Consider the following 12,342-nt stretch of genomic DNA (forward strand, 5'->3'; position numbering starts at 1 on the left):
ATGGTTGTTTCTGCCTCGCGCGAGTTCGTCGCGGTTCGGCACGGCATCGCCTCCGCGGGCGGGCGGTTTCTCCGTCGCGCCCTATGTCTCGCATGAAAAGAAGGCGGCCGAAAAATGATCACGCCCGACACGTCTTTCAACAGGTTCAAGGTGGTCGGGCTCGGCGATAACGTTGTCGACCGCTATCTCAACACCGGCAAGATGTATCCTGGCGGAAATGCCCTGAACTTTGCTGTCTATGCCAAGATGCTTGGCGCGGATGCGGCATTTCTGGGTACCTTCGGTACGGATGCCGCCGCGCGGCATATTCGGGCCACGCTTGAAGCGCTTTGCGTGCCGGCAACGCACAGCCGTATTATCGAAGGCGAAAACGGCCATGCGGATGTGCGTGTCGTCGACGGAAACCGGGAATTCGTGTTCTCCAATAGAGGTGGCGTCGCGCGGGAAAATCCGTTCACGCCGGGTCAGGGCGATATCGACTACCTCTCCGCATTCGCACTGGTGCACACGAGTTGCTACAGTCACCTCAACCAGCATCTCGCGACGCTGAAGAATGGCAGCCATCTGCTGTCCTATGATTTCTCCTATCGCTGGCAGGTGGAGGACCTGATCGCGCCGGTGACACCGCACCTCGATTTCGCCGCTCTGTCGGCCGGCGATGTCGGACGCGACCGTGCATTGGAAGTCCTGCGCGAGGCCGTCGGGCATGGCTGCGGCCTGGCGCTCGCGACCCTCGGGCCGGAGGGCGCTGTTGCCTATAATGGCAAGGACTTCGTGTCCGTTGCGCCCGTACCCACCGATGTCGTCGACACGCTTGGTGCAGGCGATGCATTCATCACCGCGACGCTGCTGACGCTGGCTGCCCGTGGCTGGAAGCGCGGCGAGCATGTGGGGCCGCAGGCCATCCAAGCAGCGATGGAAAAGGGCTCGCAGTTTGCCGCCGAGATCTGCCGGATCGAGGGTGCGTTCGGTTATCCGGCACCCATCCACTCGCAAGTCACGGCTTGATCGGAGGCGCGATGCTGGAAGTCAGGAACCTCTCGATTGCTTTCAAGACCCGCGACGGACTGAAGTCCGCGGTGCGCAATATCGACTTTACCATCGGGCCGGGCGAAATACTCGGTCTGGTCGGGGAAAGCGGTAGCGGCAAGACGATCACCTCGCTTGCGGTGATGGGCTTGCTCCCGCCGAATGCGGTGGTCACGAGCGGCGAGGTTCTGGTCGACGGCATCGACATGCTTCAACTCGGAGCCGGTGAACTGCGCAAGCTGCGCGGCCGGCATATTGCGATGATCTTCCAGGATCCGATGGCATCGCTCGACCCGATCTTCACCTGCGGCGACCAGATCATCGAGGCGATCCGGCTTCACGAAACGGTTGGCAAGGCGCAGGCGCGCCAGAAGGCGATAGAACTTCTTGAGAAGGTCAGGATTCCTGATCCCGAGCGCGCCATGCGTGCCTATCCGCACGAGCTTTCCGGCGGCCAATGTCAACGCATCATGATCGCCATGGCGGTCGCCTGCAAACCCCGCATCATCATTGCCGACGAACCGACCACGGCGCTCGACGTGACCGTGCAGAAACAGGTTCTGGACCTGTTGCGCGGCCTTAACGAGGAGGTGGGGGCAGCCATCCTGCTGATCACGCATGACCTTGGCGTTGTCTACGAAGTCGCGGACCGGGTCGTGGTCATGTATTCCGGAGACAGAATAGAGGAGGCGACCACCGCCGATCTCTTCAATAATCCCAAGAGCAGTTATGCCAAGGCGCTGATAGACTCGATGCCGACGCCCGGCGGCCAGCATGACCGCCTGCCAGTGATCGAGCGTGACGCGCTTGGCAACGTTTTCAGCGTCCGACCCGAACCGCGCGTCCGTTCAAGCAATGTCGCGGCGGCACCGGACGCGAACGCTACGCCGCTGCTCGAGATCAGGGATCTCGTCAAGTCCTACTGGATCAAGCCTGCACCGCTTGCGGTGCCGGTCGAAATGCGGGCTGTGGACCGTGTCAGCCTGAGCATTGCACCGCGCTCGACACTTGGGCTGGTTGGCGAATCCGGTTGCGGTAAAAGCACCCTTTCCCGCGCCGTCATGCGGCTCTATCGCCCCGACGCCGGCGAAATCCTGCTCAAGGGACGAGATATCGCCAGACTTTCGGAAGGCGAGATGCGGCCGTTCCGGCGTGAGATCGCCATGGTCTTCCAGAACCCTTATGGCTCCCTCAATCCGCGCCAGACCGTCGCCGAGCTTGTCGAAGCGCCGTTGGTTATCTTCGGGGAAGGCACTGCGCCCATGCGTCGCCGCCGCGTCGCTGGCCTGCTCGAAGCGGTCGGTCTGCCGGCCGCCGCGGCGGCGAAATATCCACATGAGTTTTCCGGCGGACAACGACAGCGGATTGCCATCGCCCGGGCTCTCGCACTCAATCCGTCGCTCGTGATCTGCGATGAGGCTGTCTCGGCCCTCGACGTTTCCGTACAGGCGCAGGTGCTCAACCTGCTCAAGGATCTGCAGGTGGAGTTCGACCTGACCTATCTCTTCATTTCCCACGACCTTTCCGTGGTCGAACATATCAGTGACACGGTCGCCGTCATGCAGAAGGGCCGCATCGTCGAATACGGGTCGGCGAAGGCAATCTTCGCCAATCCGAAGGAAGCCTATACCCGGATGCTGCTCGATGCGGTGCCGACCATCGGTTCGGACCGTGTCGGAAAGGGGGTTGCATGAACGCCTCTATTGCCGGAGCTTTGCTGCTCGTTGGACGAAAACTGCTGACGGCCTTTATCCAGCTGCTGGTAATCGCCACACTGATCTTCTCGGTCATGTACATCATGCCGGGTGATCCGGTGCTGCTGTTGCTCGGCGCAGACAGCAATCCCTCGCCGGAAGCCGTTGCCTCCATGCGCAGCCAGCTTGGCCTGGACCAGCCGGTCATGTCTCAGTATTTCGTCTGGCTGTGGAAGGCGCTGCATCTTGATTTCGGGGCGTCGCTCGCCAACGGCTATCCGGTTTCGCGATATGTGCTTTCCAACCTGCCGCGCACGCTGGAACTGGCCTTCGCGGCGATCATCATCGCGACGCTGATCGGCGTCCCGCTCGGCATCGCCGCTGCCCTCAAACGTGGCAGTCTGCGCGATACGATCCTGACGTCCGTCGCCACGATCGGGATTTCTGTGCCTGTCTACATCCTGGGCACAATGCTGGTTCTGTTCTTCAGCCTTAAACTCGGTTGGTTGCCCGCCAGCGGCTATACCGACATCTCACGGAACGCGCTTGAGCATTTCCGCAAGCTCACCCTCCCGGCCCTGGCACTCGGATTCGGCCTTGCCGCCTCGATTGCACGCATGACGCGCTCATCGATGCTGGAAATCCTTGGACGGGATTTCGTGCGGGCGCTACGGGCGAAGGGCATGTCGGAGCGACGCATCATCTGGCAGCACGTGCTGCGCAATGCGGCAATCCCGATCGTCACCATCATCGGGCTGCAGCTCGGCAACCTGATGGGCGGCACGGTGCTCGTCGAAGCAATGTTCAATTGGCCGGGGCTCAGCACGCTGCTGGTGGGTGCGGTATCGGCCCGCAACTATCCGTTGGTCCAGGGCGCGATGCTTGCCATCGCTGCGCTTTTCATCTGCATCAATCTGCTGGTCGAACTGCTGTATAGCCTGCTCGACCCGCGCATCAGGAGGAAACGCACGTGACCTCCCGCACCCTTGGCGTCGCTCGCAGTCAGCCGGCATTCGTCGCAAGTCTTGCCGTACTGGCGATCGTCCTTCTGATGGCGGTCTTCGGCGGCTGGCTCGCGCCTCACGACCCGTTCGTGCTCAACCCGCAGGCCGTCAACCAGGGCAGCTCCGCCAGCCACTGGCTGGGAACCGACGAATTCGGCCGCGATCTGCTGAGCCGCCTTCTTATCGGCATCCGTCCGACCCTCATGGTAGCGCTTGGCGCCACGGTGATCGCCGCTGTGTTCGGAACTTTCCTTGGAATCGCAGGTGCTTACGGACGTTTGTGGCTGTCCTTTCTGATCATGCGCGCCGTCGACATCATGTTGAGCTTTCCGCCAATTCTGCTTGCGCTGCTCGCGGTCGGGTTCTGGGAAAGSGGCGTTCTCAGCCTGACCGTCGTGATCGGCGTGCTCTATATCCCACACTTTGCCCGTGTCGCTCATTCTGCCACGCTTCAGGTGACACGCCAGGAGTTCATGGAAGCCGAGCATGCCATGGGGGCCTCGGTGCGGCGTGTCGTCTTCACGGCGATCCTGCCGAACATCCTGTCGCCGCTGGTCGTCCAGGCGACGCTGACGGTCGCCGCGGCCATTCTCCTTGAATCGGGCCTGAGCTTCCTTGGCCTCGGCATTGTGCCGCCGGAGCCGTCCTGGGGCCAGATGATTGGAACCGCACGCGGCTATCTCGGCCAGAACCCGATGTATGTCATCTGGCCGTCCCTTCTTCTCGCGCTGACGGTGCTCGCCATCAACGTGGTGGGCGACCGGTTGCGCGACATTCTCGATCCACGTCTCAGGGAGGAATAGCCGACATGGAAAAGATGAATAAACAAGCACAAGCAAAAAAGGGGTTCAGCATGAAGAAATCAGTTCTCGGGCTTATCTTCGCCCTCGCATCCAGCGTTTCTGCGCATCAGGCCCTGGCGGCTGAGGGCGGTACTCTCTATTTCGGTCTCTCCGGTGAGCCTTCCACGCTCGACAGCACCATCAACGCGGGAACGCCGGCCCGCACGATCCGGCTCGCCATTCACCGTGGCCTCGTCAACTATGGCGCTGATGGAAAGCTGTCGCAGGAACTTGCTCAATCCTATGAGGTCTCCACAGACGCACTGACCTATACATTCAAGCTGCGGGACGCCAAATTTCACGACGGGTCGCCGGTGACCGCGCAGGATGTGAAAGCGTCCATCGAGCGCATCATCGCAGCAGACAGCAAGGCCACTTATCGAAACGAGCTGGGTGTCATCAAAGCGATCGATACGCCCGATGCCAAGACCGTCAAGCTGACGCTTTCCAAGCCATTCGTTCCGCTCATCCACTACCTGGCGCTTCCGGAATCGGCCATCGTGCCCGCCGCCTGGATCAGGGATCATGGCAAGGATCCGAATGCAACGCCGATTGGCGCCGGGCCTTTCAAGTTTTCCGCATGGGAACGTGGTCGCGAATTGACCGTCGAAAAGTTCGACGGCTATTACAAGCAGGGCAGGCCTCACCTCGATGACGTCCACTACGTCTTTTATGCCGACGAAAATACCCGCGTGAATGCGCTGAAATCGAGCGACGTCGACATCATCGATTACGTTCCGTGGAAGGACGCTGCCTCGATCGAGGCCGATTCCAATCTGAAGCTGGCCAGCACGACCGGGCCGTTCATGATGCTGCAGTTCAACACCAAATTCGAGCCGTTTTCGAAGCCGGAGGTGCGGCAGGCCGTATCTTACGCCATCGATCGCGCCACGGTCATCAACACGGCCTTCAATGGTCGGGGCACGCCGATTTACGGAATTGCGGTTCCGGAAGGATACATGGGCTATTCCAAGGAGAAGGCCAACTACTTCAGCTACGACCTTGCCAAGGCGAAGGCCCTGCTGGCGAAGGCGGGTTATCCGAACGGCTTCGAGGCACGGCTGTTGTCGACCGCCCAATACGGCTTCCACAACAATACCGCGATCGCCGTGCAGGCGGAGCTCGCCAAGATCGGCATCAAGGCGAAGCTTGATCTTCCGGACTGGTCCGGTCGCATCGCCAAGAACAACGCCGGCGATTATGATTTTCTTGTCGCGGGAACCGCAGGCGACATCGCCGACCCCGATTGGCTCAGCAACTTCTTCTACGGTGGGCAGCAACTGGTCCGGCTTAACAACTCGGCCTACTTCAACGATTCGGCCATCAACGATCTCCTGGACAAGGGTCGCGTCACGCTCGACACGGCCGAGCGCGGGAAGATCTACGGCCAGTTTGTCGAGCGTGCTCTGGAGCAGTCACCATTCGTTTATCTGATGTGGCGCGACCAGAGTTTCGGCCTCCGCAAGAACGTCAAGGGTTTTACCAACATTCCCGGCTTCCTGACATTCCAGTCCGGAATCACCGTGGAAGACACCGAGCTGGAATAGGCAGTTGAGAATGGCTGATTTATTCCCCCGATCTTTCAGATCGGGGGAACGCACATATTTGCTTGTCGAATGAGTGACCGTGGTTGATGATGATGAACGGTGCTGGTGCAAAACTGGGCTTTCATCGAAGTTTGTCGCCGAACTGGCTGATGGGGTTGGGCTGGGACGATCACCTCGCCGCCACGGTCGATCATGCCGACGTCGCTCTGCAGTCCGGTCGCCCGGCTCCTTTCGCCGTAGTGGAATTGATGAGCGCAATTCATGCCGTGCGCCCGGATGCCGAAGTGCTGGCCTGGGTGGCCGACATCCTGATCGCCGCGATACTGAATGGCCCTTTCCCCTGCCTCTGCTGATGGCCGAACGGTATGAACCGGCCTTCCGGACGATTGGGGGCAGGGGACGGGTGCGGCCCGGCGATCCTGCTTTCCCGCAGGCCGTCTGCCTTGCCCTGGTTGACGGCGCCAGCGCAGCGCTACGCTCCGCGTCGGAAATCGCCCATCGGGCCGACCAGCTTCTTACAGTCGCGCCGAAGCTGCGCACCAAGGGCGCCGAGGCCGTCATCCGCCAGCTGCTCAACGACGATGCCATGCCGGCCTCCGCACCGGGCGCGGGCCTCTCACGATGGGCCAGCACGCGGTTGTTCGAGCGACTAGAAGGTTTTGGGGCGGTTCGCGAATTGTCGGGCCGTTCGTCGTTTCGGATTTACGGATTTACGGATTGTGAGCATGGCAGGATCCCCCGCAACCAAATCCAGACGAAGGACGCAACCAAGTGTGGGAGACGAACGTCTCTTTGATCGGGAGTTGGAGGACCTGCCGTCGGAGCTGCGCTGGCGGGAATGGATGCTGCGCGTCGAGGCGGTGATCTTTGCCTCCGCCGAGCCGGTGATTCGTCCTCCAATTGGAGTAGGCATCGTCAAAAAGGTCACGCATGACCGACGCCACGTCCAATCGCTCCAGTTCCTCGGCGGTCGCCACGCCAACAACCGACGCGAGCGTGGCCTATAGACATTCGATCTGGGCAACTATGTTCGGCAGAGCAGCCCCCTCACCCATTTGGAGGGGGCGCTTGCCGAACCCCCATGCAATCACTTGCAAGCAATTTGCTCAACAAGATTGATGGGTCTCCAATGAACAATAAAGCAACGTCGATGATTTTCGGAGCCTTGGCAGTCTTCCTGCCGCTTTGCGCGAATGCCGCCGAATGCGATTTTCAGAAAGAGGTGGGAAGCTGTAGCGGCAGCATCAAGATTTTGAGTTCCGGCGGCTCGAAGCCCAGCTATTCCGCGGAAATCCGCGTAGCCAGCTCCGCGCCGACATGCTCGAAGGTCGAGTATTATCTCGACAACACGCCGAACGTCACCGTTCTCAAGTCTAGCAATTCAGAGGACGAATCCTTGTTCGGAACGAAGCCGATTTCGAGGAAGAACCTCGTCGTTAAGAATTGCACGACCTATGCTTCCGTAGGAGATACTCCCCAGCAACGATCCACTGAAGCACAGCCGACGGGCGAAGACCCATACGCGTGCATGAAGAGACACAGCGCGTACGTAAAAGAGCGCCAGAGGAACCGTCAGCGTTGGATCGGCCTTATGGAATTCTGTCCGCTGTGAATGAGCCGCTGGCCGATAACACTTATCGGCCACGTCTGCGGATCGCAACTGGCCCTCTAAGGCCTCGCCTGCGCACCGCCGTCAGTCCCTAAAGGGAGAATTCGCGGACGATGAGGTTTCCAGCTTCCTCAGTTGAGCTTGTTGAGAAGCGCAATCAACTGTCCCTGTTTCGATGTATCGGTTTTCGCAAAGATAGCCCTGAGATGCGTCCTTGCAGTCTCGTAGGTGACATTGCAGATGTCTGCGACGTGGCTCAGTTCCTTACCCGTAACAAGGAGCCCTGCGATCTTGGCTTCGGTTCCTGTCAGACCGAACAAGGCACGGGCAACGCGCAAGTCGTCCAGAGTTTGGTTCTCATCAGGATCGACCAGTATTCCTAGCGCCCACCCTGTATTGAAGACATCTAACAGGCTGCCTCGCAGCCTGTGTATCTTTAAGACAAGATCACGCTTCCCGTCACGCGCCAGCCTCACGAGCCCGTTACCGTTGGCGGTTCCATCGGGTCGCTGAATAGCGCTGGAGGCGGCAGCTTTCACACGAGCCCCGTCTCCATTGCGTGGAGTAAAAACCTGCCCCTGCTTCAAATTAATGCCATGTCCGAGCATCGTTTCGACTTTCGCATTGACTCGGATGATGTTGCCGGACCGGTCGAAAAACAATCCGGCGACATCCATCAGATCAAATGCATCCTGCATCGCGTCTATTTTCGTATTTGCAAGTTTGCGAGCCACCGTTCCGGCAACCGACATCTGGTTGCGAAAGCGATGCAGAATCGCCTGCTCCTCCTCTGAAAATGGCGCGTCTTCGACACCCCGATTGAGAAGAACGGCATAAAGGTCGTTGTCTATGTTCAGCCCGACATAAGCGCCGTAAAAGAAACCATGGGGGCGCAGAAATTCCTGGTAATAAGGGTCTGTCCGATATTCTTCTTCGGTTGCGCAATCCTTGTCGGTCATGATGCCCTTTCGTTCCAAGGCGGGAATGCCTCTGGCACGAACACAGGTTTTGTAGAGTTCGTTTCGCAGATAGAATTCGGTCATTTCCTTGGCATTGTGGGTGAATTCTATCGAACCTGGGACCTGAGCGCGAATAGGCATAACATTCGCTCCGGCCGCTCCCCCCCCCCCCCCCCCCGTGCGAAAACATCCAGCGCATTATGCCAAGATGTGATCCCGATCGATGCCTCAAACAGAAGATCGGTTGCTTTCCCCAATAGCTCTACGTCCAAGCCCGCGCCCCTTCGGTTGGAATTCCCGCAACATGATAGCAATTTGGCCCCACACGATATACGTCATCTGTAAACAGTTTTAGATCCTGTCGGCCACAAGCGGCCTAAGGCGGCTGAGGATCGACGCAGGACGCCGTAAATCAATGCCTCATCAATACGCGGCCCCTTTTCTCGAGCTATCGCTGGGGATTGTGATGGGCGATCAAAGGGTTCGAAGAGCTGGTTGCAACACGGTTTCCCGATAGATCGGACATCATCACTGCGATGACTACTATCTCGGAGGGAAAGATCGGTGATTTCGAACTGTTACTCGCCGTGTTCAAGAACGAATTTGATCACATATGGGTGCAGGATTTCGAGCGCCACGGGTTCCGCAAATATAAGGAAGCCAGAAAGCGCACCAAAAATGCGTCGAATTCGCCTTCGAGATCGGCCACGCCGTCCGCGGTGGCTTGATAGCAGCCAGTCCCTGGGAACTCTTTGAGAAGACCATTGGGACGTTCGCTCGCCTTGCTAATGAATAGCGAATCTTGTCGCCATCACCCAGACGGCCGACTGAAGGTTCGAATGGTATTCGCTGAAAAGAACCTGTCGGAAGGGGTTTCGCAGTTGGGTTATAGACCGCCGGATCAGATACGAAAATCACCAACTTCTGATGTCGATGAAGATTTACACTCCTGATCGAGGAAAAATCACTTTCTCCGTAACGGGCCTGTCGGGCCGATAATAGCGATTATCGGCCCGTGGGCGAGGGCGCGGTTTGGTCGCTCGACAACCCTCAGAAACCCTGGCTTTTGAGCCAGAGGTAGCCGGATTTCGAATAAACGGATGCCGGACCCAGCCCCACCGAATTCACTCCGGCGATTATGATCTTCCCCTTTTCTTCGTAGGGCTTGCCCTTATTAAGGAAGAACGATGGACCTCCGCTGTTGCCYGCGCAGGCGGCACTTGTCTTCAGAGACCAAACCCAAGGAAGATGCATTCCGAAGAAACCCGTGTTGTTCTTTTTGACAACAAGGGCTTTGTCGGGGTTCTTCATGGAACACGACTTCAAACCTCCGTTCACAGCCTTGCCAACGTACACGCCGTAGCTGCCACGGCCATACGTTTCGAAGAGGATAGCCTCGGTTTTGAACATTATTTGATCCGGCCACGGGGCATGATCAAATAGGTCTGTGAATTGGTACGAGGCCTTAAAGTTGTCGCCCATGATCTTGGCTGGCGCGACGTACTTCTGATAGCGCCTGAAGAGTTCATCGCTGAAACCAAATATCGTGGTCCCAGCGGGTACGTCCTGTGACAGCGTCAGCACAGCCAGATCGCAGCATTTGTCCGGGTCGGGCCTCGGATACGTCGCGACGTCCTGAGACAGGATCACCTGTCTGCCCGCCGTCGAGAAAAACGTGACAGGGAGGCCACTCCCGCCACGATCCCTGAAGCAGTGCTCAGCCGAAAGAACCTTGCGCTTGGAAACCACGGCACCAGAGCAGAAGTTGCCGCCGATTTGAATATGGACGATGCCGCTGCTGAACTTGGTTTCTGGGGACAAGGCCGAGTCCGTGACATCCAAGGGGTCAGACCAAGCGGGCGAACATATTGCGACAAGGATCGCGATGAGTACGGACTGTACGGCTGCACTAAACATTCACATTTCCCTCCATTGCGCAGCCGGTCACGATCATGTGAGAGGCCATTCGATGGAATGGTCTAGCACCTGGAGATAGGAGGTTACTCCTCCAATTGGAGTACGGTTTGACAAAAGTCTGAGGATCCATACAAGGCGGAAAGCTTTCTCCGCCCTGGTTCGCCGACCGGCTCCCAAGTCTCGTGCGAATGACGTCGCGGTAACGCTCATCGTTGTCAGCCTGGATGTGGCATGTGAACTCTCAGCAGCTAGGCCCTTGGCGTCTTCAATGCAGGGATGGAGGAGCGTGAACTGGCGGATAGCTCGTCGCGATCAACCAAAAAGCCTTTAAGTGCCGGCGCCCCGGGACAGTCAGACATCAAGCCAGTGAATTGATGCGCGGACAGCCTCCCTAGAGCGAGGAAGGCAGTTCAGATGTTGCCGAAAATACTGCAACCGACTTCCTCAACGACTTGAACTTCGTTGCGGCAGGAAAAAACCAAGGTCGGAGTTTAAATCATTGCCCGAGTTGGGAGCGGGCGTCATCGAGCTGATCAAGAATGGCTCGCCAGCTTACCAGGTAGTCTACTGCGCCAAATACTCGGACACGGTCTACGTCCTCCACTCCTTCACGAAGACCACCAACGGTGTCAATCGCAACGCGATGGAGACGGTGAAGATGCGCTACAAGGAAATGATGGCTACCGTCCGCGAGGCGGACGGAGCCCAGAAAAAGAAATGAGCTGAGGATGGAGGCGGTTAAGCCGCCTCCATCTCCACTTCGCAGATCACTTTGTGGTCCCCGATAACCGAGGGCTGCAGGGCGGTAGCCTAGCTTTGCGAGGTAACCGATCAGGCGACCGGACGAGAATAGGCTGATTTTTCCCCGCAGCAGTTCGCTTACGCGCGGTTGCGCGATATTTAGGGCCTCGGCGATCTCGGTCTGTTTCCAACCCTTGTTGTTAATATGTCGATTAGTAACCATGAGTAGATCGGACCTGAATTGTAGGTCAGCGGCTAGCCCGGCGTCGTCTGTGATCGACCCGAAGATGTTCGTGTATTCGAGTTTTCTGGGTGGACTAACGACGGCAAGCTTCGACAATCGAGCTACAAGGGGCTGCGCGGAGTCCAAGACGACGCGCCGATCTACGATCTCGATTTCGGGAACTAACGGCGCACTATGTGACTGGCCCGTACATTCCGGATTCGACCACGGCAACGAAGATTTTCTTCATCGCGATTGCCGTGTCCTGGCTGACGAAAAGCGAGGAGCGATTTCCGTGAGGCTGGCCGAGAAGGCATGGTCGCATCGTCTCCCATGCTTCCCCCACTTGAGACCACCGCCAATTCGGCAGCTCCTGCTCAATCATGAGCGGAACCGCCCAGTTTTTTGGGACCATGTGATTTTCTTCGAGGGGACCATTCTCCATCTCGGCGGGCCCAGAAATCAATCGCGAGGGCATGACTGCTGCCTCGCTGCTCCAGGTCATCTCAACGATACTCATCGATCCGGCTTCCTCTCATCGAGATCATCTTCCCATGCCGACATCGCCCCCCGATGTTCGGCCTTGTAGCCGATGGCTTCGAGCGCGTCGGCGATCTTCTGTAGACCGCCCGCATTCGGCTAACCTTGACGATCTCATCGCGTTCCACAAACGCAAATTTCCCGCCGAACTGATGAGCATCGAAGAACAAGCGATCTGTGGTCGCAAGGAAACAGGCGACGACGGAAGCTCCGACGCTCCTGCAGTTGATGGACGTC

At 58.3% G+C, this 12,342-nt stretch carries 10 protein-coding genes and 3 pseudogenes; 9 read left to right on the top strand and 4 right to left on the bottom strand.

The genetic code is table 11. From position 1 onward, the window contains the following. The first annotated feature begins 114 nt into the window (after positions 1–114). The 8 genes and pseudogenes from AC1D3C_RS04380 to AC1D3C_RS04415 all read left to right on the top strand — a co-directional run bounded on the left by AC1D3C_RS04380 (position 115) and on the right by AC1D3C_RS04415 (position 7,728). The gene (locus AC1D3C_RS04380) at positions 115–1,008 is read left to right on the top strand and encodes a fructoselysine 6-kinase (RefSeq protein WP_477482056.1); all 894 of its coding nucleotides are present in this window, start codon (positions 115–117) and stop codon (positions 1,006–1,008) included. A gap of 11 nt (positions 1,009–1,019) precedes the next feature. Beyond that, positions 1,020–2,723 carry an ABC transporter ATP-binding protein gene (locus AC1D3C_RS04385; protein WP_477482057.1) on the top strand — a complete coding sequence of 568 codons (1,704 nt, stop codon included), beginning with the start codon at positions 1,020–1,022 and terminating at the stop codon, positions 2,721–2,723. Then, the gene (locus AC1D3C_RS04390; RefSeq protein ID WP_477482058.1) at positions 2,720–3,697 is read left to right on the top strand and encodes an ABC transporter permease; all 978 of its coding nucleotides are present in this window, start codon (positions 2,720–2,722) and stop codon (positions 3,695–3,697) included. Before AC1D3C_RS04385 ends, AC1D3C_RS04390 begins: the two co-directional genes overlap by 4 nt. Then, positions 3,694–4,530: an ABC transporter permease gene (locus AC1D3C_RS04395; protein ID WP_477482059.1), complete on the top strand. Its 837-nt coding sequence runs from the start codon at positions 3,694–3,696 to the stop codon at positions 4,528–4,530. The genes AC1D3C_RS04390 and AC1D3C_RS04395 overlap by 4 nt, the downstream gene beginning before the upstream one ends. A 50-nt stretch (positions 4,531–4,580) precedes the next feature. After that, a complete protein-coding gene (locus AC1D3C_RS04400) occupies positions 4,581–6,116 on the top strand; it encodes an ABC transporter substrate-binding protein (RefSeq protein ID WP_477482060.1) in 1,536 nt (511 codons plus the stop codon). Positions 6,117–6,262: 146 nt separating this feature from the next. Further along, positions 6,263–6,825 (top strand): annotated as a pseudogene (locus tag AC1D3C_RS04405) (DUF1403 family protein); the annotation flags it as partial. A 16-nt stretch (positions 6,826–6,841) separates the two neighbouring features. Next, positions 6,842–7,009: pseudogene (locus AC1D3C_RS04410) on the top strand (SMC-Scp complex subunit ScpB); the annotation flags it as partial. A 236-nt stretch (positions 7,010–7,245) separates the two neighbouring features. After that, complete coding sequence (locus AC1D3C_RS04415; protein WP_477482061.1) at positions 7,246–7,728, top strand: hypothetical protein; 483 nt, start codon at positions 7,246–7,248, stop codon at positions 7,726–7,728. A 128-nt stretch (positions 7,729–7,856) separates the two neighbouring features. On the opposite strand, the gene AC1D3C_RS04420 is transcribed toward AC1D3C_RS04415, so the two are convergent. Both AC1D3C_RS04420 and AC1D3C_RS04425 read right to left on the bottom strand, forming a co-directional pair. Further along, on the bottom strand, positions 7,857–8,825 hold the full coding sequence (locus AC1D3C_RS04420; protein WP_477482062.1) for a helix-turn-helix transcriptional regulator: 969 nt from the start codon (positions 8,823–8,825) through the stop codon (positions 7,857–7,859). 909 nt (positions 8,826–9,734) lie between these two features. Beyond that, positions 9,735–10,601: a trypsin-like serine protease gene (locus AC1D3C_RS04425; RefSeq protein ID WP_477482063.1), complete on the bottom strand. Its 867-nt coding sequence runs from the start codon at positions 10,599–10,601 to the stop codon at positions 9,735–9,737. Between the two features lie 499 nt (positions 10,602–11,100). Between AC1D3C_RS04425 and AC1D3C_RS04430 the strand changes: the two genes are divergently transcribed. Then, complete coding sequence (locus tag AC1D3C_RS04430; RefSeq protein WP_477482064.1) at positions 11,101–11,322, top strand: type II toxin-antitoxin system RelE/ParE family toxin; 222 nt, start codon at positions 11,101–11,103, stop codon at positions 11,320–11,322. Positions 11,323–11,466: 144 nt separating this feature from the next. On the opposite strand, the pseudogene AC1D3C_RS04435 reads toward AC1D3C_RS04430, so the two are convergent. Together AC1D3C_RS04435 and AC1D3C_RS04440 are read right to left on the bottom strand one after the other, a co-directional pair. Continuing rightward, positions 11,467–11,565, bottom strand: a pseudogene (locus AC1D3C_RS04435) (XRE family transcriptional regulator); the annotation flags it as partial. A 193-nt stretch (positions 11,566–11,758) separates the two neighbouring features. Further along, a complete protein-coding gene (locus tag AC1D3C_RS04440; RefSeq protein WP_477482065.1) occupies positions 11,759–12,085 on the bottom strand; it encodes a hypothetical protein in 327 nt (108 codons plus the stop codon). Positions 12,086–12,342 lie beyond the last annotated feature (257 nt).

Source organism: Neorhizobium sp. P1_A6 (assembly GCF_056406795.1).